The sequence below is a fragment of the Enterococcus sp. DIV1090 genome (genome assembly GCF_050537975.1).
Classification (GTDB): domain Bacteria; phylum Bacillota; class Bacilli; order Lactobacillales; family Enterococcaceae; genus Enterococcus; species Enterococcus faecalis.
The window spans coordinates 2,426,148-2,450,000 of record NZ_CP172917.1 but is presented as its reverse complement, the minus strand read 5'-3'; the positions used below and the strand labels follow the sequence as shown (position 1 = coordinate 2,450,000).

Annotated in this window: 28 protein-coding genes, 1 tRNA gene and 1 rRNA gene (1 of these 30 cut by a window edge); 28 read left to right on the top strand and 2 right to left on the bottom strand. The window is 38.6% G+C overall.

What is annotated here, in order from left to right; all coding sequences use genetic code 11:
• The 28 genes from rrf to IGL48_RS11845 form a co-directional block, all read left to right on the top strand.
• Nucleotides 1-103, top strand: a 5S ribosomal RNA gene (gene rrf, locus IGL48_RS11980) (it extends 13 nt beyond the left edge of the window).
• A 6-nt stretch (nucleotides 104-109) separates the two neighbouring features.
• Nucleotides 110-183, top strand: a tRNA-Asn gene (locus IGL48_RS11975).
• A gap of 192 nt (nucleotides 184-375) precedes the next feature.
• Nucleotides 376-1,380 (top strand): cell wall glycolipid biosynthesis glucosyltransferase BgsA, encoded by a 1,005-nt coding sequence (gene bgsA, locus IGL48_RS11970; RefSeq protein ID WP_002359375.1) that lies wholly within the window; start codon nucleotides 376-378, stop codon nucleotides 1,378-1,380.
• A gap of 46 nt (nucleotides 1,381-1,426) precedes the next feature.
• Nucleotides 1,427-2,650: a cell wall glycolipid biosynthesis glucosyltransferase BgsB gene (gene bgsB / locus IGL48_RS11965; protein WP_010776120.1), complete on the top strand. Its 1,224-nt coding sequence runs from the start codon at nucleotides 1,427-1,429 to the stop codon at nucleotides 2,648-2,650.
• A gap of 72 nt (nucleotides 2,651-2,722) precedes the next feature.
• Nucleotides 2,723-3,613 carry an NAD(P)-dependent oxidoreductase gene (locus IGL48_RS11960; RefSeq protein WP_002356274.1) on the top strand — a complete coding sequence of 297 codons (891 nt, stop codon included), beginning with the start codon at nucleotides 2,723-2,725 and terminating at the stop codon, nucleotides 3,611-3,613.
• Nucleotides 3,614-3,713: 100 nt separating this feature from the next.
• Nucleotides 3,714-3,944 (top strand): YkuJ family protein, encoded by a 231-nt coding sequence (locus IGL48_RS11955; protein ID WP_002379802.1) that lies wholly within the window; start codon nucleotides 3,714-3,716, stop codon nucleotides 3,942-3,944.
• Nucleotides 3,945-4,333: 389 nt separating this feature from the next.
• Entirely contained in the window at nucleotides 4,334-4,774 is a 441-nt protein-coding gene (gene fabT, locus IGL48_RS11950) for a fatty acid biosynthesis transcriptional regulator FabT (protein ID WP_002362455.1), read from the top strand.
• A 15-nt stretch (nucleotides 4,775-4,789) separates the two neighbouring features.
• Complete coding sequence (locus tag IGL48_RS11945) at nucleotides 4,790-5,755, top strand: beta-ketoacyl-ACP synthase III (RefSeq protein WP_002359378.1); 966 nt, start codon at nucleotides 4,790-4,792, stop codon at nucleotides 5,753-5,755.
• A gap of 52 nt (nucleotides 5,756-5,807) precedes the next feature.
• On the top strand, nucleotides 5,808-6,035 hold the full coding sequence (locus tag IGL48_RS11940; protein WP_002356278.1) for an acyl carrier protein: 228 nt from the start codon (nucleotides 5,808-5,810) through the stop codon (nucleotides 6,033-6,035).
• A 136-nt stretch (nucleotides 6,036-6,171) separates the two neighbouring features.
• Nucleotides 6,172-7,128: an enoyl-[acyl-carrier-protein] reductase FabK gene (gene fabK, locus IGL48_RS11935; protein WP_002356279.1), complete on the top strand. Its 957-nt coding sequence runs from the start codon at nucleotides 6,172-6,174 to the stop codon at nucleotides 7,126-7,128.
• A gap of 32 nt (nucleotides 7,129-7,160) precedes the next feature.
• Nucleotides 7,161-8,090: an ACP S-malonyltransferase gene (gene fabD, locus IGL48_RS11930; RefSeq protein WP_002356280.1), complete on the top strand. Its 930-nt coding sequence runs from the start codon at nucleotides 7,161-7,163 to the stop codon at nucleotides 8,088-8,090.
• A gap of 3 nt (nucleotides 8,091-8,093) precedes the next feature.
• Nucleotides 8,094-8,831: a 3-oxoacyl-[acyl-carrier-protein] reductase gene (gene fabG, locus IGL48_RS11925; protein WP_002356283.1), complete on the top strand. Its 738-nt coding sequence runs from the start codon at nucleotides 8,094-8,096 to the stop codon at nucleotides 8,829-8,831.
• Between the two features lie 18 nt (nucleotides 8,832-8,849).
• Nucleotides 8,850-10,085, top strand: coding sequence for a beta-ketoacyl-ACP synthase II (fabF, locus tag IGL48_RS11920; RefSeq protein WP_002356284.1), 1,236 nt, complete (start codon nucleotides 8,850-8,852; stop codon nucleotides 10,083-10,085).
• A 1-nt stretch (nucleotide 10,086) separates the two neighbouring features.
• Nucleotides 10,087-10,575, top strand: a complete 489-nt coding sequence (gene accB, locus IGL48_RS11915) for an acetyl-CoA carboxylase biotin carboxyl carrier protein (protein WP_002425460.1) — start codon at nucleotides 10,087-10,089, stop codon at nucleotides 10,573-10,575.
• A 3-nt stretch (nucleotides 10,576-10,578) separates the two neighbouring features.
• Complete coding sequence (gene fabZ, locus IGL48_RS11910) at nucleotides 10,579-11,004, top strand: 3-hydroxyacyl-ACP dehydratase FabZ (protein ID WP_002356286.1); 426 nt, start codon at nucleotides 10,579-10,581, stop codon at nucleotides 11,002-11,004.
• A gap of 7 nt (nucleotides 11,005-11,011) precedes the next feature.
• Nucleotides 11,012-12,382: an acetyl-CoA carboxylase biotin carboxylase subunit gene (locus IGL48_RS11905; protein WP_002373903.1), complete on the top strand. Its 1,371-nt coding sequence runs from the start codon at nucleotides 11,012-11,014 to the stop codon at nucleotides 12,380-12,382.
• A gap of 94 nt (nucleotides 12,383-12,476) precedes the next feature.
• Complete coding sequence (gene accD, locus IGL48_RS11900; RefSeq protein WP_002356293.1) at nucleotides 12,477-13,343, top strand: acetyl-CoA carboxylase, carboxyltransferase subunit beta; 867 nt, start codon at nucleotides 12,477-12,479, stop codon at nucleotides 13,341-13,343.
• Nucleotide 13,344: 1 nt separating this feature from the next.
• Nucleotides 13,345-14,133, top strand: a complete 789-nt coding sequence (locus tag IGL48_RS11895) for an acetyl-CoA carboxylase carboxyl transferase subunit alpha (RefSeq protein ID WP_002362363.1) — start codon at nucleotides 13,345-13,347, stop codon at nucleotides 14,131-14,133.
• Nucleotides 14,134-14,354: 221 nt separating this feature from the next.
• Nucleotides 14,355-14,882 (top strand): YqeG family HAD IIIA-type phosphatase, encoded by a 528-nt coding sequence (locus IGL48_RS11890; protein ID WP_002356296.1) that lies wholly within the window; start codon nucleotides 14,355-14,357, stop codon nucleotides 14,880-14,882.
• A complete protein-coding gene (gene yqeH, locus IGL48_RS11885) occupies nucleotides 14,879-15,988 on the top strand; it encodes a ribosome biogenesis GTPase YqeH (protein ID WP_002381381.1) in 1,110 nt (369 codons plus the stop codon). Before IGL48_RS11890 ends, yqeH begins: the two co-directional genes overlap by 4 nt.
• A gap of 23 nt (nucleotides 15,989-16,011) precedes the next feature.
• On the top strand, nucleotides 16,012-16,323 hold the full coding sequence (yhbY, locus tag IGL48_RS11880) for a ribosome assembly RNA-binding protein YhbY (RefSeq protein WP_002356298.1): 312 nt from the start codon (nucleotides 16,012-16,014) through the stop codon (nucleotides 16,321-16,323).
• 17 nt (nucleotides 16,324-16,340) lie between these two features.
• Nucleotides 16,341-17,000 carry a nicotinate-nucleotide adenylyltransferase gene (locus IGL48_RS11875; protein WP_010824864.1) on the top strand — a complete coding sequence of 220 codons (660 nt, stop codon included), beginning with the start codon at nucleotides 16,341-16,343 and terminating at the stop codon, nucleotides 16,998-17,000.
• Nucleotides 16,978-17,568 (top strand): bis(5'-nucleosyl)-tetraphosphatase (symmetrical) YqeK, encoded by a 591-nt coding sequence (yqeK, locus tag IGL48_RS11870; RefSeq protein ID WP_002356300.1) that lies wholly within the window; start codon nucleotides 16,978-16,980, stop codon nucleotides 17,566-17,568. The genes IGL48_RS11875 and yqeK overlap by 23 nt, the downstream gene beginning before the upstream one ends.
• Before the next feature lie 46 nt (nucleotides 17,569-17,614).
• Nucleotides 17,615-17,953, top strand: coding sequence for a ribosome silencing factor (gene rsfS, locus IGL48_RS11865; protein WP_033072556.1), 339 nt, complete (start codon nucleotides 17,615-17,617; stop codon nucleotides 17,951-17,953).
• A gap of 1 nt (nucleotide 17,954) precedes the next feature.
• Nucleotides 17,955-18,695 carry a class I SAM-dependent DNA methyltransferase gene (locus tag IGL48_RS11860; protein ID WP_002356302.1) on the top strand — a complete coding sequence of 247 codons (741 nt, stop codon included), beginning with the start codon at nucleotides 17,955-17,957 and terminating at the stop codon, nucleotides 18,693-18,695.
• Between the two features lie 80 nt (nucleotides 18,696-18,775).
• Nucleotides 18,776-19,963, top strand: a complete 1,188-nt coding sequence (locus tag IGL48_RS11855; RefSeq protein ID WP_002356304.1) for a nucleotidyltransferase — start codon at nucleotides 18,776-18,778, stop codon at nucleotides 19,961-19,963.
• Between the two features lie 86 nt (nucleotides 19,964-20,049).
• Complete coding sequence (locus tag IGL48_RS11850; protein ID WP_002356305.1) at nucleotides 20,050-20,769, top strand: YebC/PmpR family DNA-binding transcriptional regulator; 720 nt, start codon at nucleotides 20,050-20,052, stop codon at nucleotides 20,767-20,769.
• A 234-nt stretch (nucleotides 20,770-21,003) separates the two neighbouring features.
• Complete coding sequence (locus IGL48_RS11845) at nucleotides 21,004-21,834, top strand: DUF6287 domain-containing protein (RefSeq protein WP_025190764.1); 831 nt, start codon at nucleotides 21,004-21,006, stop codon at nucleotides 21,832-21,834.
• A 279-nt stretch (nucleotides 21,835-22,113) separates the two neighbouring features.
• Here the strand turns inward: IGL48_RS11845 and IGL48_RS11840 are convergent, their stop codons facing one another.
• Together IGL48_RS11840 and IGL48_RS11835 are read right to left on the bottom strand one after the other, a co-directional pair.
• Nucleotides 22,114-23,058 (bottom strand): endo-beta-N-acetylglucosaminidase, encoded by a 945-nt coding sequence (locus tag IGL48_RS11840; protein WP_002382461.1) that lies wholly within the window; start codon nucleotides 23,056-23,058, stop codon nucleotides 22,114-22,116.
• A 157-nt stretch (nucleotides 23,059-23,215) separates the two neighbouring features.
• Nucleotides 23,216-23,797, bottom strand: coding sequence for a YdcF family protein (locus IGL48_RS11835; protein WP_048949657.1), 582 nt, complete (start codon nucleotides 23,795-23,797; stop codon nucleotides 23,216-23,218).
• Nucleotides 23,798-23,853 lie beyond the last annotated feature (56 nt).

The following is a 23,853-nucleotide window of genomic DNA, read 5'->3' as shown; positions in this document are numbered from 1 at the left end:
GCGAGAAGGATACACCTGTTCCCATGCCGAACACAGAAGTTAAGCTTCTTAGCGCCGATTGTAGTGAAGGGTTTCCCTTTGTGAGAGTAGGACGTCGCCACGCGATTATTCCGGCATAGCTCAGTTGGTAGTAGCGCATGACTGTTAATCATGATGTCGTAGGTTCGAGTCCTACTGCCGGAGTTGAGCAAAAGCAAAAACCAACTTGGTTTTTGCTTTTTTTGTTTTATTCACTATTTTTTGATAAGCTTGAAGAAGGGACTTTAAAAACATTTATAAGATTAAAAGGATCCTACCGAAGAATGAATACATCAAATTTTAGCTATGGTATAATGTGTTTATTATAGTTAGTAAAGCAGAAAAGGAGGAGCGGGTTTGAAAATATTGTTATATTTTGAAGGTGAGAAAATCTTAGCCAAATCAGGTATTGGTCGAGCATTAGATCACCAGAAACGAGCGCTCTCTGAAGTTGGAATAGAATATACATTAGATGCTGATTGCAGTGACTATGATATATTGCATATTAATACATATGGCGTAAATAGCCATCGTATGGTCAGAAAAGCACGCAAACTAGGAAAAAAAGTTATTTATCATGCCCATTCGACAGAAGAAGATTTTCGTAATTCCTTTATTGGGTCTAATCAACTGGCACCATTAGTAAAAAAATATCTTATCAGTTTGTATTCCAAAGCGGATCATTTAATTACACCAACACCGTATTCTAAAACATTGCTAGAAGGATATGGCATTAAAGTGCCTATTTCGGCGATCTCAAATGGTATTGATTTATCACGCTTTTATCCTTCAGAAGAAAAGGAACAAAAATTCCGAGAATATTTTAAAATAGATGAAGAGAAAAAAGTAATTATTTGTGTGGGATTATTTTTTGAACGCAAAGGAATCACTGATTTTATTGAAGTTGCGCGACAGTTACCAGAGTATCAATTTATTTGGTTTGGTGATACACCAATGTATTCTATCCCAAAAAATATCCGACAATTAGTTAAAGAAGATCATCCAGAAAATGTTATTTTCCCAGGTTATATTAAAGGAGATGTCATCGAAGGGGCCTATGCGGCAGCGAATCTCTTCTTTTTCCCTTCTCGTGAAGAAACGGAAGGAATTGTTGTTTTAGAAGCATTAGCTAGTCAGCAACAAGTTTTAGTGCGTGATATTCCAGTTTATCAAGGCTGGCTAGTAGCTAATGAAAATTGTTATATGGGTCATTCTATTGAAGAATTTAAAAAATATATTGAAGGCTTATTAGAAGGGAAAATACCTAGCACTAGAGAAGCAGGCTATCAAGTAGCAGAGCAAAGAAGTATCAAGCAAATTGGTTACGAGTTAAAAGAAGTCTACGAAACAGTCTTATCTTAACAAATATTGAAGGCAGTTATTGTTAGATGAAATGGAGGTAATGAGAGTGAAAATTGGTTTTTTTACTGATACGTATTTCCCGCAAGTGAGTGGGGTAGCGACTTCTATTAAGACCTTAAAAGATGAATTAGAAAAGCACGGCCATGAAGTGTATATTTTTACGACAACCGATCCTAACGCGACTGATTTTGAAGAAGATGTCATACGGATGCCTAGTGTGCCATTCGTGTCTTTTAAAGATCGCCGAGTAGTGGTTCGCGGTATGTGGTACGCCTATTTAATTGCCAAAGAATTGGAATTAGATTTAATTCATACACATACTGAATTTGGTGCGGGTATTTTAGGGAAAATGGTTGGGAAAAAAATGAAAATCCCTGTCATCCATACGTATCATACAATGTATGAAGATTACTTACATTATATTGCTAAAGGAAAAGTTGTCCGTCCATCACATGTTAAATTCTTTTCAAGAGTGTTTACAAATCATACGACAGGTGTTGTTTGTCCCAGTGAACGTGTCATTGAAAAATTACGGGATTATGGAGTGACCGCACCAATGAGAATTATTCCAACAGGGATCGAAATTGATAAGTTTTTACGTCCCGATATTACTGAAGAAATGATCGCTGGAATGCGTCAACAACTAGGTATTGAAGAGCAACAGATTATGTTGTTATCGTTAAGTCGAATTTCTTATGAAAAAAATATTCAAGCAATTATTCAAGGGTTACCACAAGTTATTGAAAAATTACCACAAACTCGTTTAGTAATAGTTGGAAATGGTCCCTATCTAGAGGATTTAAAAGAATTAGCAGAAGAACTAGAAGTCAGTGAATACGTTCAATTTACGGGTGAAGTGCCAAATGAAGAAGTCGCCATTTATTATAAAGCTGCTGACTATTTTGTCAGCGCATCAACGTCGGAAACACAAGGCTTAACTTATACAGAAGCAATGGCTGCTGGCGTTCAATGTGTTGCAGAAGGGAACGCCTATTTAAATAATTTATTTGATCATGAAAGCTTAGGCAAAACTTTTAAGACAGACAGTGATTTTGCCCCAACATTGATTGACTATATACAAGCAAATATTAAAATGGACCAAACTATTTTAGATGAAAAATTATTTGAAATTTCTTCTACAAACTTTGGCAATAAAATGATTGAATTTTATCAAGATACATTGATTTACTTTGATCAACTTCAAATGGAAAAAGAAAATGCGGACTCAATAAAAAAAATTAAAGTAAAATTTACATCTTTAAGAAAATAAACTGCAAAACTTTCCTCCTTCGTATATACTGAAGGAGGAAAGTTTTTTATTTTAAGAACGGAGGAAGCTACTATGTCTAAAATCGGCTTTATTGGAACGGGTGTCATGGGGAAATCAATTATTCGTAACATGATGAAAAACAATTTATCTGTCAATGTTTACAATCGAACAAAAAGTAAAACAGATGATTTAGTTGCTGAAGGAGCAGTTTGGTATGATACGCCAAAAGCAATTGCGGAAGCGAGTGATATCATTTTTACAATGGTTGGCTTTCCTTCAGATGTTGAAGGCGTGTATTTTAATGAAACAGGGATTTTTCAAGCAGATCTTACAGGTAAAATAGTAGTAGATTTAACCACAAGTACGCCGACCTTGGCTGAAAAGATTGCCAAAAAAGCAGCAGAAGTGGGTGCTCATGCGTTGGATGCGCCAGTTTCTGGTGGTGACTTAGGTGCTAAAAATGGTACTTTAACAATTATGGTTGGTGGCGATCAAGAAAGTTATGACACCGTCTTACCAATTTTCAAAACATTTGGTAAAACGTTTATGCTACACGGCTCAGCTGGAAAAGGGCAACACACTAAGATGGCGAATCAGTTAATGATTGCAGGCACAATGACCGGGTTGACTGAAATGCTCGTTTATGCAAATGCGACAGGATTAACTTTAGAAAAAGTTCTGGAAACAGTCGGTGGTGGTAGTGCTGCGAACTGGTCATTAAGTAATTATGGACCGCGTATTTTAAAAGAAGATTATACGCCAGGCTTTTTTGTTAAACATTTTATCAAAGATTTAAAGATTGCGTTAGATGAAGCAAAAAAACTTGACCTTCCATTGCCAGCGACGCAAAAAGCGACAGAATTATATGAAAGCCTTGCAGATAAAGGGTTTGAAAATGATGGCACACAGGCCTTAATTAAGCTTTGGTGGACAGATGGCAAGCAACCAACGAATAAAAATTAAAGAACAACAAAAAAATCAAAAAAAATGACGAAAAATCATGCAAGTTAGGCAATGTTTTGTTACAATGGTACAGAACTAGTTTGCAAAAGGAGGCCCACTGATGAAACATTCACAACTTGTGGCGATTATTAAGAGACTGGAAGCAATGATCGAAGCAGCAGATAATGAAGTACAAGTACGCCGCTTTGAACGTGAAGGCGTAGAGAAATGTATTGTAAGTTTTGATAAATCAACAGAAACATTTGAATTAACAGAATCTGATACGCACCAAAGCTATCAATTCGATAACATCGATATTGTAGCAATGGAAATTTACGACTTAATTCAATAATTAATCGTCCTACATTTTAATAAGGGAGTGGAGTAGAAGCACCAAAGCTTCTGGTTCACTCTCTTCTCGTATTATCCAGTCAAGTTGTAGCAATAGCTTAGTGGGAATTTAAGAATTATATAACAAAAATCACTGGCACTTCTCAATCAGGGGAGTGCCAGTGATGCTTTTTAGTTGCACTTCTTTCCTTTTTCTGTGAAAATAGTTTGGGTATCAAAGTAATTGATCCTTTTTTTAAAAGCCTCGTCCCTTGAAAATGCGCCTTTTTTGAAATATTTGAAGAATATTTCATTAAAAATATAGAAAATTCTCTTGCATTCTTTGCTTATTTACGATATAGTTTGAACATCAAATGTTTTGATAATCAAAGTATATGGATGGTGCACAGAATGGAACCTAATTTAGAAACAGTCAACGATTACTTAGTCAGTGTCTTTAATGACATCTTAACGATTGAAGAATCTGAATTGAAAAAATCACAATTTAATGATTTATCCATTACGGAGATGCACACAATCGAAGCAATTGGTATGTACAAGAAAAAAACGTCTTCAGAAGTAGCCAAGGAACTGTCAATTACCGTCGGAACACTTACTGTAGCGATTAACAACTTAGTTAAAAAAGGCTATGTTGAACGTTTGCGTAGTGAAGATGATCGACGTGTAGTAAAGCTTGGCTTAACTAAAAAAGGAAAATTACTTTTTAGAGTCCATCAGCATTTTCATCGTGAAATGGTTAAAAACATTTTGAAAGGCATGGAGCAAGAAGAAGAACAAGCGCTGTTAAGAGCACTAAAAAATCTTCATGATTTCTTGCAAGAATACAAATAAAAAGTGAGGATCCCCATGAAGAATTATGCACGAATTAGTTGTACAAGCCGTTATGTTCCAGAGAATTGTGTCACGAATCACCAACTGAGTGAAATGATGGATACCTCTGATGAATGGATACATTCGCGAACAGGCATTAGTGAACGTCGCATCGTTACGCAAGAAAATACGTCTGATTTATGTCATCAAGTCGCAAAACAGTTATTGGAAAAATCTGGAAAGCAAGCAAGTGAGATTGACTTTATTTTAGTTGCAACAGTGACACCAGATTTCAATATGCCTTCTGTTGCTTGCCAAGTGCAAGGCGCAATTGGCGCTACTGAGGCTTTTGCTTTTGACATCAGTGCAGCGTGTTCTGGTTTTGTCTATGCCTTAAGCATGGCAGAAAAACTAGTCTTAAGTGGTCGTTATCAAACAGGTCTAGTAATTGGTGGCGAAACATTTTCCAAAATGTTGGATTGGACCGATCGCTCCACAGCGGTGCTTTTCGGTGATGGGGCTGCCGGCGTCTTGATTGAAGCGGCTGAGACACCGCATTTTCTAAATGAAAAATTACAAGCAGATGGACAACGGTGGGCGGCTTTAACGTCAGGCTACACGATCAACGAAAGTCCTTTTTATCAGGGGCATGAGCAGGCGAGTAAGACGCTACAGATGGAAGGACGTAGTATTTTTGATTTTGCGATTAAAGATGTTTCACAAAATATTTTATCACTCGTGACGGACGAAACCGTGGATTATCTTCTACTACATCAAGCAAATGTGCGCATTATCGATAAAATTGCACGTAAGACGAAGATTTCCCGCGAGAAGTTTTTAACGAATATGGATAAATATGGCAATACCTCAGCTGCTAGCATTCCTATTTTGTTGGATGAAGCAGTTGAAAATGGGACCTTAATTTTAGGTTCCCAACAACGCGTGGTGCTAACAGGATTTGGCGGCGGCTTAACATGGGGCTCACTGCTCCTAACGCTGTAAAAAACTGTTCACATATAAATGAAGAAAATGACTATTTTGGAGGAATATACACATGGTATTTGAAAAAATTCAAGCAATTATCGTAGAAGAATTAGGAAAAGATGCTGAAGAGGTACAATTAACTACAAACATTCAAGAAGAATTAGACGCGGATAGCTTAGATTTATTCCAAATCATTAACGAAATCGAAGATGAATTTGATGTGAAAATCGAAACAGAAGATGGCATCCAAACCGTTCAAGATTTAGTAACATATGTAGAAAAACAACAAGCAAACTAATACATGAAAATAGGGGGCTGGGACATTTAATTGCTAAATGACCCAGTCCCTAAAAAAACAAGTAAATAAGCTGGAAAAATCCTTTTTTACTTGAATGAAGTGCACTTATCTTAGAACTAAAGGACGTATAAAATCAATGAATCAACAGTTATGTGAGTTGCTTGGAATCAATTATCCCATTTTTCAAGGCGGTATGGCTTGGGTAGCCGATGCTTCATTAGCAAGTGCCGTGTCAAACGCTGGTGGATTAGGGATTATTGCTGGCGGCAATGCCCCAAAAGAAGTCGTAAAAAAAGAAATTAAAAAAGTTAAAGAATTAACGGAGCAACCCTTTGGTGTCAATATTATGTTACTTTCACCTTTTGCCGATGAAATTGTCGATTTGGTTTGTGAAGAACAGGTTCCTGTCGTAACGACAGGTGCAGGCAATCCAGCCAAATACATGGCTCGTTTTAAAGAACATAACATTAAAGTAATACCAGTAGTTCCTTCAGTTGCTTTAGCAAAAAGAATGGAAAAAATTGGTGCCGATGCTGTCATTTTTGAAGGGATGGAAGCTGGTGGACATATTGGCAAGTTAACCACTATGAGTGGCTTACCGCAAATCGTTGATGCTGTGTCAATTCCTGTGATTGCAGCAGGTGGGATTGGTGATGGTCGTGGTATGGCTGCGGCCTTTATGTTAGGTGCTGAAGCAGTCCAGTTAGGCACACGTTTTTTAATTGCCAAAGAATGCAACGTTCATCCAGATTATAAACAGAAAGTTTTAAAGGCACGTGATTTAGATGCAGTAATTACCTGTCAACATTTTGGCCATCCAGTGCGTACTTTAAAAAATAAATTAACTGCTCAATATAATCAATTAGAAAAGCAAGAACTTCAAAAAGAAGTACCTGATTTAGAAATGTTTGAAAAGATTGGTCAAGGCGCTTTGCGCAAAGCTGTCGTTGACGGGGATATGGATTACGGTTCCGTCATGGCGGGACAAATTGCCGGGTTAATAAAAAAAGAAGAAACAGCCCAAGAAATCATTGATTCACTCATGTCTGAATGCAAAGCGATTGTACATAAGATGAATCAGCGTTGGGGCTAAGTGAATAATTTTAACAAAAAATGAGGTGTCGTATGAAAACAGCGATTTTATTTAGTGGACAAGGAGCCCAGTATCAAGGGATGGGTGAAGAATTATATCACCAAGAAGCGATTGTTCGGGAAACTTTCGATGAAGCAAGTCATATCTTAGGTTATGAGATGGCAGAACTTTGTTTTACTGAAAATGAACGTTTAAATGAAACTGAATATACGCAACCTGCTATTTTAACAGTCAGTGTCGCATTTTACCGTCTTTTGCAACAAAAAGGACTAACGCCTGATGTCGTAGCGGGTTTAAGCTTAGGGGAATATAGCGCTTTGGTTGCCAGCGGGGCTTTGCGCTTTTCAGAAGCAGTGGCCTTGGTCCAAAAGCGCGGTCAGTACATGACAGAAGCAGCACCACAAGGAACTGGCAAAATGGTTGCTGTCATGAATGCTGAGCGTGAAGTAATTGAGAAAGCCTGCCAAGAAGCCAGTGCTTTCGGAATTGTGGCTCCAGCAAATTATAATACACCACAACAAATCGTGATTGGTGGTGAGGTTGCTGCTGTTGATCAAGCGATGACACTTCTCAAAGAAGCTGGTGTGAAGCGAATGATTCCGTTAAATGTGAGTGGCCCTTTCCATACGGCACTGTTACAACCAGCATCAAAAAAATTGGCTCAGGATTTAGCAAAATTGAACTTTCAAACGATGCAAATTCCTGTCATTAGTAATACGACTGCCGAAATTATGCCCCAAGAGGCAATTCAAGCGTTATTGGAAAAGCAAGTCATGTCTGCGGTACGTTTTGAAGACAGTATCGAAACGATGAAGGCTATGAACGTGGGAACGATGATAGAAGTTGGTCCAGGGAAAACATTAACTGGTTTTGTTAAAAAAATTGACAAAACAATTGAAATGCACCGTGTGGAAGATGTTGCAACATTAACAGAAACGTTAACAGCACTTACTGGGAGGTAAAAAATGGAATTAACAGGAAAAAACGTATTTATTACTGGAAGCACTCGCGGGATTGGCAAAGCAGTTGCGTTGGCTTTTGCGAAAGAGGGCGCCAATATTGTTTTAAACGGTCGGAGTGAGATTACGCCAGAACAACGACAAGAAATTGAAGCCTTTGGGGTAAAATGTATTGGCCTTTCTGGAGATATTTCCGATTTTGATGCAGCAGGTGAGATGATTCAAGCAACCGTTGACCAATTAGGCTCGATTGATATTCTGGTGAATAACGCTGGGATTACGAATGATAAATTATTATTACGAATGACAAAAGAGGATTTTAATGCCTGTTTAGATATTAACTTGGTAGGAACTTTTAACATGACTCAACAAGCGGTTAAACGTATGATGAAACAACGAAGTGGTCGGATTATTAATATGGCTAGCGTTTCTGGTTTAATGGGAAATGTTGGTCAAGCAAACTACGCTGCGAGTAAAGCCGGTGTCGTTGGTTTTACTAAATCGGTGGCACGAGAAGTTGCGCCGCGCGGTATTACTTGCAATGCGATTGCACCAGGGTTTATCCAAACAGAAATGACGGATGTTTTATCGGAAAAAGTTAAAACACAAATGAATGCGCAAATTCCCTTACAAACGTTTGGGCAAGTCGAAGATGTCGCAGCTACAGCGATTTTCTTAGCTAAAAGTCCCTATATTACTGGGCAAGTCGTGAATGTTGATGGCGGCTTAGTCATGCACGGATAAACGAAAGGAGTCAAAAGGATGAATCGAGTAGTTATTACCGGTTACGGTGTCACCTCGCCGATTGGCAATGAACCTGAGACTTTTTTAGAAAGTTTGAAAACAGGGAAAAATGGTATCGGACCGATTAGTAAATTTGATGTTAGTGAAACAGGTGTAACCTTAGCAGCTGAAGTGAAAGACTTTCCAATGGAAAAATATTTTGTTAAAAAAGATGGCAAACGCATGGATAAGTTTTCGTTATTTGGCATTTATGCGGCCTTAGAAGCAATGGCTATGAGTGGCTTGGATACCAGTCAACTAGATGTGGATCGGTTTGGCGTTATGGTGGGTTCCGGGATTGGTGGTTTGGAAACAATTCAAAATCAAGTAATTCGGATGCACGACAAAGGACCTGAACGTGTGGCACCGTTATTTATTCCAATGGCGATTGGAAACATGGTGGCGGGAAATATTGCTTTACGTGTTGGTGCCAAAGGAATTTGTACGTCAACAGTGACGGCTTGTGCTAGTGCAACCCATTCAATTGGGGAAGCGTTCCGCAATATCAAACATGGCTACTCCGATGTCATTATTGCTGGTGGAGCAGAAGCGCCTATTACAGAAATCGGTATTTCAGGATTTGCTTCCTTGACCGCTTTAACAAAGGCGACTGATCCAGAAAAAGCCTCAATTCCCTTTGATAAAGAACGTAGTGGATTTGTGATGGGAGAAGGAGCGGGTGTCTTTATTTTAGAATCATTAGATCATGCTCTAGAACGAGGCGCAACTATTTTAGGTGAAGTGGTTGGCTATGGTGCTAATTGCGATGCCTATCATATGACATCACCAACACCAGATGGGAGCGGCGCAGCGAAAGCCATGGTACTAGCAATGGAAGAAGCGGGGATTTCTCCAGAAAAAATTGGCTATATTAACGCCCATGGAACAAGCACACAAGCCAATGACAGTGCAGAATCTAAAGCAATTGAATTGGCTTTAGGTGATGCCGCAAAAACGGCGTATGTAAGTAGTACGAAGAGTATGACGGGACATCTCTTAGGTGCCGCTGGTGGAATTGAAGGAATTGCTACCCTAAATGCTTTACAACATCAATTTATTCCGCCAACCATTAATGTGGAAAATCAAGATGAAGCAATTACGGTGAACGTTGTTTTAAACGAAAGCAAAGAGCATAAATTTGATTATGCTTTAAGTAACTCGCTAGGCTTTGGTGGCCACAATGCAGTTATTTGCTTAAAACGCTGGGAGGATTAACATGCAGTTAGAAGAAGTAAAAGCATTATTAACACAATTTGATCAATCAACTTTAACCGAATTCGATTTACGAGAAGGCTCGTTTGAATTATATATGAATAAAAATACAGTTCCTGGACGAAGTGCCGTAGAACCAGTGGCGCAACCACAAGAAACACCAGTAGCCGCTAGTGGTGTGTCAGTGCCTGTTGAAACAGTTTCTGTAGCTGAAGAAACGCCAACCAATACACCGACAGCCAATGAAAAGACAGAAGAAATTACGTCACCCATTGTAGGAATCGTTTATTTACAACCAGCACCAGATAAAGAAAACTTTGTCAAAGTAGGAGACACTGTTAAAACGGGTGACGTTGTGTGTATCGTTGAAGCGATGAAATTAATGAATGAAATTACGGCGACAGTTGACGGTGTGATTACGGAAGTGTTAGTCAACAATGAAGATGTGGTTGAATTTGGTCAGCCGCTATTCCGAGTTGCTAAAGGAGAATAAAACATGAAATTAACAATTACAGAAATTCAAGAAATTTTACCACATCGCTATCCCTTTTTATTATTAGATAGTGTTGAAGAAGTCATTCCCGGGGAACGCGTTGTAGCGAAAAAGAATGTAACGGTTAATGAGCAAGTTTTTCAAGGTCATTTTCCTGGGAATCCTGTTTTGCCAGGAGTTTTAATTATTGAATCGTTGGCTCAAGCAGGCGCCGTGGCATTACTTTCAATGCCTGAATTCAAAGGGAAAACGGCATACTTTGGTGGATTAGATAAAGCAAAATTTAGACAAAAGGTAACACCAGGCGACACATTAATTTTAGAGGTTGAACTTTTAAAAGTCCGCGCTTCTGCTGGAATGGGTAAAGGTGTAGCAAAAGTTAATGGAAAAAAAGTTGCCGAGGCTGAATTAACCTTTATGATTGGATAGGTGAAAAATGTTTTCGAAAGTATTAATCGCAAACCGCGGAGAAATCGCTGTTCGTATTATTCGTGCCTGTCGCGAATTAGGCGTTCAAACAGTTGCTGTTTACTCTGAAGCGGATCAAGAAGCGTTACACACACAGTTAGCAGATGAAGCCATTTGTATTGGACCGGCGAAAGCAACTGATTCTTATTTAAATGTTCAAGCTGTTTTAAGTGCAGCGATTGTTACCAATGCTGAAGCGATTCATCCAGGGTTTGGTTTCTTATCTGAAAATAGTCAATTTGCTTCAATGTGCGAAGAATGTAACATTACTTTTATCGGTCCTAAAGCAGAAACGATTGATGCAATGGGCAATAAAATAAATGCACGTCAACTGATGCAAAAAGCCAAGGTACCTGTTATTCCTGGGAGTGATGGCGTCATTGATTCTGTCGAAGAAGCGTTGACGATTGCTGAAAAAATTGGTTACCCAGTGATGTTAAAGGCAGCTGCTGGTGGTGGCGGAAAAGGAATCCGAAAAGTTCTTTCAAAAGAAGAGTTACCGAAACACTTTACTTCAGCGCAGCAAGAAGCCAAAGCCGCATTTGGTAATGATGATATGTATTTAGAAAAAATTATTTATCCAGCACGTCATATCGAAGTGCAAATTCTAGGTGATCAATATGGGCATGTGATTCACTTAGGGGAACGTGATTGCTCACTACAAAGAAATAATCAAAAAGTGTTAGAAGAATCACCATCGATTGCTATTTCTGAAGAAAAGCGTCAGATGTTAGGCGAAACGGCCGTTCGAGCGGCACAAGCTGTGCATTATGAAAATGCCGGAACCATTGAATTTTTGATGGATCCAGCTGGCGACTTTTATTTCATGGAAATGAATACCCGCATCCAAGTCGAACATCCAGTTACGGAAATGGTAACAGGGATTGATTTAGTCAAAGCACAATTAGAAATTGCTTCAGGTGAACCTTTAGGCTATACCCAAGAGGATGTTACCATGACTGGGCATGCGATTGAGTGCCGAATTAACGCTGAAAATCCTGCCTTTAATTTTGCTCCTTCACCAGGTAAAATTCAAAATCTCTTGTTGCCTAGTGGTGGAATGGGCTTGCGTGTAGACAGTGCTATGTATTCAGGGTATTCAATTCCACCTTATTATGATTCAATGATTGCAAAAGTCATCGTACATGGTGAAAATCGTTTTGATGCCTTGATGAAAATGCAAAGGGCTTTAAATGAAATTGTAACAGAAGGTATTATTACGAATGCCGAATTCCAATTGGATTTAATTACACATGATAATGTTTTGACAGGTGACTATGACACAAGCTTTTTACAAGAAACATTTCTACCAAATTGGGAGCCAGAAAGCAATCATTAAAGAAAGAACGCCGCAAGAGCTCTCTTGCTTGGAAAGATCAGTGATCTTTTGAAAGGAGCTGAGCTCTTGCCGCTAAAATACGAGGAGTAAGCAAATGGCATTATTTAAAAAGAAAAATTACATTCGCATTAATCCAAATCGTGCTGATGCAAATGATGCATCAAAGAAGCCTTCTGTTCCAGATAATATGTGGGCAAAATGCCCTTCTTGTAAGCGAACACTGTATACAAAAGAAATGGGTGCAGAAAAAATCTGTCCGCATTGTGGCTATAGTTTTCGGATTGGTGCATGGGAACGATTAGCGATAACCGTTGATGAAAAAAGTTTCCACAATTGGGACAGTGAATTAGTGACAAAAGATCCACTAAATTTTCCTGGTTATCTTGAAAAAATTGAAAAAATGCAAGAAAAAACTGGACTAGATGAAGCTGTCTTAACGGGAGAAGCAACAATTGAAGGACAAGCTGTTGCAATTGGAATCATGGATGCTAATTTTATCATGGGCAGTATGGGAACGATTGTTGGTGAAAAAATCACACGCTTGTTTGAGCGGGCGACAGAAAAGCATTTACCAGTGGTGATTTTCACTGCATCTGGTGGTGCCCGTATGCAAGAAGGAATTTTTTCATTGATGCAAATGGCGAAAATTTCGGCCGCTTTGCAACGGCATAACAAAGCAGGCTTGCTGTATCTTACGGTATTGACTGATCCAACGACTGGCGGTGTTACCGCAAGTTTTGCGATGGATGGCGATATTATTTTGGCAGAGCCTCAGAGTTTAATCGGTTTTGCTGGCCGCCGTGTAATTGAACAAACGATTCGTCAAGAGTTGCCAGATGATTTTCAAAAGGCCGAGTTTCTTTTAGAACATGGTTTTGTAGATCAGATTGTGCCAAGAAATCTTTTGCGTCAACGATTGAGCGACTTGTTACGTTTACATTCTTTGGAAGGGTGGCGCTAACATGGAAAAGAAAACAGCCAATGATGTTGTTACCTTGGCAAGAGCCCAAGATCGTTTGACAACTTTAGAATATATAGAAGCCATTTTTGAGGACTTTTTAGAATTTCATGGGGATCGTTACTTTGCCGATGATTTAGCTGTAGTCGGTGGTGTTGCTACTTTGCAAGGGAAACCAGTTACAGTGGTAGGTATCCAAAAAGGTCGAAATCTACCAGAAAATATTGAACGTAATTTTGGTTCACCTAATCCTGAAGGGTATCGCAAAGCGTTACGTTTAATGAAACAAGCGGAAAAATTTAACCGCCCAGTCATTACCTTTGTGAACACTGCTGGTGCCTATTGTGGAATTGGTGCCGAAGAGCGAGGAGAAGGGGAAGCCATTGCGCAAAACTTGTTAGAAATGTCTGATTTGAAAGTGCCAATCATCTCAGTCATCATTGGTGAGGGCGGCAGTGGCGGTGCTTTAGCTTTAGCAGTCGCAGATGAAGTTTGGATGTTGGAACACACGATTTATGCGGTTCTTTCGCCAGAAGGTTTCGCCTCTATTTTGTGGAAAGATGGCAGTCGTGCGAAAGAAGCAGCAGAATTGATGAAAATCACAGCGACAGAGCTGAAGGAATTAGCTATTGTAGATAAAGTAATTCCAGAAGTTATGAACGGTCAGCCTCTGGAACAAGCAAAAATTAATCGCATGTTACAAAAAGCGTTCATTTCAAAATTAACTGAATTAGCTAAATTAGATACGGAAACGTTACTAGAAAAAAGATACCAACGTTTTCGCAAATATTAGAAGTTACTACTCATCAACGAACTTTTCAGGGGTTGATGGGTGGCTTTTTTTATTTTTTCTTTTATTTTACTTGTTCTTTTACAAGGAACGACCGTCCTTTATAGAAATTTTCAGTAAAATGCAGTATAATACAATAGGTAGAGACTGAAGCATAATTGTTTAGTTATGTTTCAGTCTCTTAAAATCGAAGAAACTACATAGTGTCAGTGAGAGGAGTCACGATGTTTTCAAAATATAAACCGACATGGATGATTGATGCGATTTATAAAATTACCCCCGCACAATTAAAAAAACTAGGGATTAAGGCAGTACTAACTGACTTAGATAATACGTTAATTGCTTGGAATAATCCCGATGGAACAGAAGAATTAAAAACTTGGTTATTAGAAATGAAAAATGCAGGAATTACTGTCCTCGTTGTTTCAAACAACAAAGACAGCCGGATTAAACGCGTTGTTGAAAAGTTTGACTTAGATTATGTAGCACGTGCCTTGAAACCAACCGCACGTGGCTTCAAATTAGCAGAAAAAAAATTAGGCTTGAAGCCATCTGAAATGTTAATGGTCGGCGATCAGATTATGACAGATATTCGGGGAGCTAACGCAGCGGGTATACGCAATGTTTTAGTTCAACCGATTGTCGATACAGATGGTTGGAATACTAGAATCAATCGGTTCTTTGAACGGAAAATTATGAAATACTTATCAAAAAAACATCCAGAAATGACATGGAGAGGCGGATTAGAATGACAGAGGCAATTCATTGTATTGGCTGTGGTGCGATTATCCAAACGGAAAATCCTCATGAATTAGGCTATACACCAAAAACAGCTTTCGAAAAAGGAATGGAAACAGGGGAAGTTTATTGCCAACGTTGTTTTCGCTTAAGACATTATAATGACATTCAAGATGTCCAATTAACAGACGATGACTTTTTACGTTTATTGAATGGTTTAGGAACAGAAGATGCACTGATTGTGAACGTAGTGGATATTTTTGACTTTAATGGCTCTCTTATTCCAGGACTACATCGTTTTATCGGAGATAATCCTGTGTTGTTAGTTGGCAATAAAGTGGATATTTTGCCTAAATCATTAAAAAAACCTAAAATGGTTCAATGGATGAGAGAACGGGCCCATGAAGCAGGATTACGCCCTGTTGATGTTTTACTAACAAGTGGCAAGAAACCACAAGAAATGCAAGAGTTATTAGATACGATCGAAAAATATCGTGAAGGCCGAGACGTTTATGTCGTAGGTGTGACCAATGTTGGAAAATCAACATTAATCAATCAAATCATTCAACAAACAGTAGGTGTTCAAGATGTGATTACGACATCACAATTTCCTGGAACAACGCTAGATAAAATTGAAATTCCATTAGACGATGGCCACTTCTTAATCGATACGCCAGGAATTATTCACCGTCATCAAATGGCACATTACCTAGGTAAAAAAGACTTGAAAATTATTGCACCGCAAAAAGAAATCAAACCAAAAGTTTACCAATTAAATGCTGAACAAACCTTGTTTTTAGGTGGCTTGGCTCGCTTTGATTATGTCCAAGGTGCTAAAAGTTCCTTCATTGCCTACGTTTCCAATGACTTAAATTTACACCGAACAAAAACAGCAACCGCCGATGCTTTTTATGAAAAACATGTTGGTGGCTTATTGCAGCCTCCACGTGCCGATGAAGTCGCTGAGTTTCCTGAATTAGTGCGCTTTGAATTTTCCGTGAAAGAAAAAACGGATATTGTGTTTGCTGGTCTAGGTTGGATTACTGTCACAGAACCTGGTGTAGTCGCTGGTTGGGCGCCTAAAGGTGTCGATGTTTTACGTAGAAAAGCATTAATTTAAATTTTAGAGAGAAGGCAAACAATTTGAAACTTAGAGGAAAACAAAAACGTTATTTACGTAGTCAGGCACACCATTTACAACCTATTTTTCAAGTAGGCAAAGGTGGTTTGAATGACGCAATGATTACACAAATTGATGAAGCGTTGGAAAAACGTGAATTGATTAAAATCACGTTATTACAAAATACAGATGAAGTAGCAGAAGAGGTTGCAGAAGAACTAACAGCAGCCATTCATTGCGATGTGGTACAAATTATTGGTCGCGTGTTGGTCTTATTCAAGCCATCAAGTAAAGAAAAATATCAAAAAATTTCAGCAGCAGTCAAAGAGATTTAATATTGGAGGGATGAACAATGGGAGAAAAAAGACAAGCGCGTCAAGGAGCGGACGTTCTCTTGCAAGAGGAACCGTTACGTTTTCAAACAAGAAAGCAAGTCGGCTTGTTAGGTGGTAATTTTAATCCCGTTCATTTAGCACATCTTGTCATGGCCGATCAAGTTCAAAATCAACTAGGTTTGGACAAAGTTTACTTAATGCCTACGTACTTACCACCACATGTAGACGAAAAGAAAACAATTAGCAGCGAACATCGGTTAGCAATGTTAGAACTAGCGGTGTCTGATAATCCCTGCTTAGATATTGAGCCAATTGAATTAATTCGCAAAGGCAAAAGTTACACGTATGATACGATGAAAGCTTTAAAAGAAGCCAATCCAGATACTGATTATTATTTTATAATTGGTGGAGATATGGTGGAATACTTGCCCAAATGGCATCGGATTGATGAATTACTCCATTTAGTTCAATTTGTCGGCATTCGGCGTCCTAATTATCCAACGGAATCTACCTATCCAATTATTTGGGTTGATGTTCCGCAGATGGCGATTAGTTCCACTTTGATTAGGCAAAAAGTCAAAAGTGGTTGCTCAACACGCTATCTTCTTCCAGAGAATGTGATAAACTATATTCAAGAGAAGGGACTGTATCAAGATGAGCTGGATAACAAATTATGATGCTGCACAACGTGAATTATTAATGCAAAAAGTTCAAATGCAAATGAGTGAACGTCGCTTTCGCCATGTGTTAGGAGTCGAGGAAACAGCTGTGGCCTTGGCAGCGAAATATGGTGCCGATGAAGCCAAAGCAAGTATTGCTGCTTTGACGCATGATTACGCCAAAGAACGTCCAAACGATGAATTCGAGTTGATTATTCGCCGAGATGGTTTTGATTTGGCTTTATTAAACTATGGCAATGAAATTTGGCATGGCTTAGTTGGGGCGGATATTGTTCAACGGGAATTAGCCATTGATGACGAAGAAATCTTGCAGGCAATTCGTGTGCATACAACTGGGGCTGCTAAGATGAGCTTGCTAGATAAAATTATTTATGTCGCAGATTACATTGAACCAGGACGTGATTTTCCAGGTGTGAAAGAAGCCCGTGAAATTGCCCTTGTTGACTTAGATGCAGCGGTTGCTTATGAGACGAAACATACCTTGTTACATTTGATTGAACAAGAACATAAAATTTATCCAAAAACGTTAGAGACCTACAATCAATGGGTCGTTAATCAAAAATAAAAGAAGAAAGAATTACTAGGAGGGAACTATCATAGATAGCCAGAAAATTTTAGAAATTGCTGTCAAAGCAGCAGATTCAAAACGAGCAGAAGAAATTGTCGCATTAGACGTAAGAGAGATTTCATTATTAGCAGATTATTTTTTAATTTGCCAAGCCAATAGTGAACGTCAAATCAATGCGATTGTTGATGAAATTAACGAACAAGAAGCCAAAAATCAAGTAGAAGTCAAACGTGTGGAAGGTAAAGAAGGCGGAAAATGGATTTTAATCGATTTAGGCGATGTTATTGTCCATGTATTCCAATCTTCAGAACGTGCCTTTTACAACTTAGAAAAATTATGGTCAGATGCCCCAATGGTTGATCTAAGCGCTTGGGTCGACTAAAATGGCCTATGAAACGTTTGCTTTCGTCTATGACGAAGTGATGGACGAAAGCCTATACCAAAAATGGTTGGATTTTTCCAATCGTCATCTCCCACAAGGAACCCAACAAATTCTTGAAATGGCTTGTGGTACAGGCGCTTTAGCAGTTGATTTTGCGAAAAGTGGTTACGATGTGACGGCCTTAGACTTATCAGAAGAAATGTTGATGATTGCTAGTGAACGGGCCTTTGAAGAAGAAGTGCCAGTTCAATTTGTTCAGGGAAATATGCTAGATTTATCTGAAGTGGGACAATACCAAGCCATCACTTGTTTTTCTGATTCACTGTGCTATATGGCTAATCGCCAAGAAGTACAACAAGTGTTCGATGAAGTTTATCAAGCGTTAGAAGAGGAAGGAACGTTCATTTTTGATGTTCATTCTACTTACAAAATTGATTCAGTTTTTCCAGAATATAGCTATCATTATCAAACAGAAGAATTTGCTTTTCTATGGGATAGTTACGCTGGTGAAAAAGAACACAGCATCGAACATTTCTTAACATTTTTTGTGAAAGAACAGGAAACAGATGAGCACTTTGTTCGGTATGATGAATTGCATCAAGAACGAACCTATTCGTTAGATAACTATTTACGAATGTTAGAAAGTGCTGGTTTCATGAATGTCAAAGTTTATGCAGACTTTACAGATGAAGCACCAACTGAAACAAGTGAACGCTGGTTCTTTGTTTGTCAAAGAGATTAATAAGATTTGGCTTATGAGCTTGGGACAGCGCTTAAAAACGTTTGTCTCTTTGCTGATAAGTCCATTTTTTTATAACGGAGGTGGCTAGAGTGAAAGCCTGTGGCATTATCGTGGAATATAATCCCTTTCATAATGGACATCGCTATCATGCCCAACAAGCTCGCCAACAAAGCGGAGCTGAAGTAGTGATTGCTATAATGAGTGGAAATTTTTTACAAAGAGGAGAACCAGCCTTACTAGATAAGTGGGCCAGAGCAGAAGAAGCTTTGCAAAATGGTGTGGATTTAGTCATTGAATTGCCGACAGCTTGGTCGGTACAGTCTGCGGATTACTTTGCCAAAGGCGGTATAAAGTTATTGCAGGCGTTGCAATGTGAGAGCTTATGTTTTGGAACAGATAGTACAAGCGCAATTGATTATGCGGCTTTCGGCCAGTTTGTCCAAGAAAATCAATCCTTAATTGATCAAACGTTCCACGCATTGACAGACAAACAATTGAGTTATCCACAAAAAATGACTGCTGTTTTTCGTCAAGTATATCCTGAAAGCAGGTTCGATTTTTCTTCACCTAATCATATTTTGGGGATGAGTTATGCAAAGGAAAATGCCACGTATCCAACCCCGATGACGCTCTACCCAATTGCTAGAAAACAAGCGGGCTTTCATGATGCAACGATTTCTGGGAAAGTTGCTAGCGCCACGGCGATTAGGCAAAGTGTTTTTCAACAAGAAATAACGCAAGTGCTGCCAACGGTTCCTTCTATAACCGCACAACATTTACAAACACAGACAATGATTTCATGGGAAAATTATTGGCCCTTCCTAAAGTATAAAATTGTTCAATCCTCGTTAGAAGAGTTACAAGCCATTTACCAAATGACGGAAGGACTTGAATATCGACTAAAAGATCAAATCCAAGCAGCAGGTTCTTTTCACGAATTAATGGAACGTATGAAAACGAAGCGTTATACTTGGACAAGATTGCAACGATTAGCAACCTATATATTGTTAAATATGACCAAAGAAGAAGTTGAAACTGTTTGGCAAGACAGCTATCTCCATGTGCTAGGATTTACGCCAAAGGGACAAGCTTATCTAAAAGAAACCAAAGCACAGATTCAATTGCCGGTAATTTCCAAAGTATCTAAAGAAAACCGCGCAATGCTTTCGTTAGATATTCGCGCCAATCAACTATACCAGATGGGAGATTCTTCTTTAAAAGAACAAAATTTTGGTCGGTTTCCCTTACGATTTTCGCCAGATACCTAAAAAATACTTAACAAAAATCAGTTTCCCCAGTATAATAAACAAGGGATAAGATACTAACAACAAATCAGAGAAAGCGAAGTGAGAATATGGGCCGTAAATGGGCAAATATTAAAGAGAAAAAAGCTGCCAAAGACGCAAACAATAGCCGTGTTTATGCAAAATTCGGGATTGAAATTTACGTAGCAGCGAAGTCAGGAGACCCTGATCCTCATGCAAACCAAAAATTACGGTTTGTAATCGAACGCGCCAAAACATACAATGTACCAAAACATATTATTGATCGCGCTATTGAAAAAGCAAAAGGTTCAGCAGATGAACAATATTCTGAATTACGCTATGAAGGATTTGGGCCAAATGGTTCAATGGTCATTGTTGATGCTTTAACAAACAACGTGAACCGAACAGCAGCAGATGTGCGGGCCGCATTTGGTAAAAACGGCGGAAACATGGGTGTCAGCGGTGCTGTTTCCTACATGTTTGATAATACAGGTATCATTGGCTTTGCTGGTGACGATGCGGATGAAATTTTAGAATACTTAATGGAAAAAGACATTGATGTTCGCGATGTTGTTGAAGAAGACGGTCAAATTATCGTTTACACAGAACCAGAAGATTTCCACCATGCACAAGAAGCGTTAAAAGAAAAAGGCATTGAAGAATTCACGGTTACTGAGTTAGAAATGGTTCCACAAAACGAAGTAACATTAGAAGGCGACGATTTAGCGAACTTTGAAAAAATGTTAGACGTTTTAGAAGATTTAGAAGATGTTCAAAAAGTTCATCATAATGTAGATTTACCTGAATAATCCATTTGTTCGTTTGTTTTAAGATTTAGAAAGTGAGCCATCGGTCATTTTGACTGATGGCTCACTTTTTTTCATATAATACATAGAAAAAAGAAAGTTGATTGATAGGTCCATGTGACACAAAGCATTCAATGACAGGATTAACTTTTGTCTGTTCCATAAATATTTGTCTAAACAGTTGAATTAATAGTACAATAGTCTAGTAAGATAGATCATTGAACGGGGTGAATAGGCGTGAAAAAGGGAATGCTAGCGTTTTTTGTCGGGCTAGCGGTTTTATCATTAACTGCTTGTCGGGAACCAAAAGAAAAGAAAGTAACCGCTTCAACGGAGGCATCCTCTAAAGTTGAAGAGACGAATGAAAAAACGAGTGAAACAATTGATAAGACAAACGAACAAGCGAGCAGCAGTGTCGAGTCTAACGAATCAGTGAAAAGTGAAGAGCCGACAGCTGATGGAAACAATAGTCAGCTAACTGTAGCTGATTTAGATACTACAGCGATTAATGCTGGCGATTTTACTACTTTAGTTGGAACATGGAAAAATGGTAAAGGAGAGAGTTTGATCATTCATCCTGATGGTAGTACAAATACCGGAGGAATGATTACGAAGGATTCACCTACTGATGAGTCGCGACCAATTACAAGCTTAAGTATTAGGTGGGGGCCTACTGGTGCTGCGCTATTATTATATAAAATTGGTGTTGAAAATCCTAACGGCGACCAATCGGATAAGACGAAACCGCGATTGTTAATTACTCAAGATAGTGGAAATTATCCTGCGGAAGAGTATTACTATCATTCTTCTGAAGAGGAAAATCAAGACCAAAATGAAGAGGCAAAAATCATCGATACACAAGAAAAAGCAGAGACATATATTAGAAAGACACTGACTGATGCAGAAAATAATGATACGAACCTTGGATTTTTGGGTATGAATGGAAATGACTTCTTTTTTAGAGCCCAATCGAAACAGATGGTTGCAAATGGAGGGACAGGGACTGTCGGTTTTTACAGAGTATCACCACAAGGAGCAGTCAGAATAACGGATGCACAAGGCAACTAAAGATAGTCTCGTGGCAATCTATTTAATTCCTATAAAAGTAGCAAAATAAGAATGAAATGATCACAAAATCTTCACATTTAGTTTGTAAGATATAAGCATATCAACAAACAACCTTAACAACACAAAACACTTTTTCATTTTTAACTCCTTTCCCGTCCTTACCCAAAGGGCGGGTCTTTTTTTGTGTAAAACTATTCTCTCAAGATACCAAAAAGCCAGCTTGTAGTAAGCTGGCTTTTAACTCTTTACATGTTGGCGCTTGTAGACACGAGATAATAATTAAGGTGTTGGAACAGTTGGTGAATAGTTCGTTTTTCGACCATAAAGTTCTTGTGTCGCCGCCGAGATATACGCAGATGAATCTTTTCCTGGGAGGTTATACATTAGATAAATACCATATTGCTCCGCTTTTGTACGTTTAGCATATTGCGCAGCTAGATTTTGATTGACACCAACTTCAACGGCAGAAGCACCTAAACGAGAAGCAGGCATCCCCGCAATTTGTGGCGGATTCCAGGTACTATAATAAGGGTTCCAAGCATAATCAATTAAAGAACTCATTTGAGGATTAGCAGAAGAGTTCGCAGCCGCTGGTCCAATATTATAAAAAGTAATTAATTTATCATTGCCTAAGCGATTTCTTAAGGCTTGAAGTAACCAAATGAACGAAGAATTATTTGGTTGAGGCGTTCCATTTTTTCCGTATTCAGCATACTCATCATCAAAATCAATACCATCTAAATGATACGTATTAACGACTTGTTCTAATTGAGCTGCAAAGGCATCCGCACTTTCGTAAGTTGGGAAGTTAGCAAAGCCAGCGCCTTCATGGTTGCCTAAAATAGACAATAGGACTTTAGTGCCGCGTGCTTGAACTGGACGAATTTGTGTTTCAGCTTCGTTTAAAGTTTGTTGGACCCGTTCATTTAGATATAAGTAAGGTTTTTTATTGACCGTGTCATAATTAATATTGGCTGCAAAAATAATCCCCATATCAAAAGCAGGTTGATTGGTTCCAGCTAAAGTATATTTTCCCACATTGTTAAAATCGTGGTTATTTACTTCTACATACATGACTGTTTTAGGTGTAACAGTTGATGCTGCTTGTACTTCAAATGCAGGTAGTGCAAACAGTAACCCACCGACTAAAAGTATCAAACTTAAAAAAGTTGAAATAATCCCTGTTTTCTTGTTAAAAAAATGAGTGCTCAATTGATGCCCCATAACTTTCTCCTCCTATAAAATAAATATTATTTGTAAGCGCTAACAAAGATATGTTATCATTTTTATAATTTAAACACAAGAAGAAGAGAACAAAAGTGAGCAAATCCACAGAATATAAAAGCATCCTTCGCAAAATGGTCTTGCGAAGGACGCTCTTTTACCAATCAAAGAGTAAGGCATAGCCTAAAGAAAGCAGCTCTCGGCCAAAATTTTTGATATCTTTCGGAAAAGAAGAAGCCGCAGTGATGCCTGAAACATTTGAGATGCCTGCTCGCTTGGCTAAAAGTTGCGAGCGATACATGTGAAATTCACTAGTAACAATCACTAGCCGTTTAAAAGAAAGGAGTTTTTGTGAATTGACAATATTTTCTTTGGTGCGTGTGGCACGATTTTCTAAGAGAATCTGTTTTTCTGGAACACCTTTATTTAGCAAGTATTGTTTCATAACCGCGGCTTCCGTAGCCGGCTCATCTGCTCCTTGCCCTCCGCTAACAATAACGGGTGTCTCGGGGTGTTGTTTAATATAGGGGATAGCCACATCTAACCGAGCTTGCAAAACACGGCTGGGCAGTGCGGTTTCTTTAGACGTCCCTAAAACACGGGCCCCTAAAATTAAAATAGCATCTGGTTTATCGGTGGGTTGCGTATTTTTGCCAGTAAAAATAAGTAGACCTAAAATCAAAAGAATACAAAAGCCAAAACTGACAATGGATAAACTTGTTATTTTTAACCAATGCATGAAACATCCCTCCTTGTAATGTTAGTGTATACGAAGTACCATAGAAAAAGCGATAG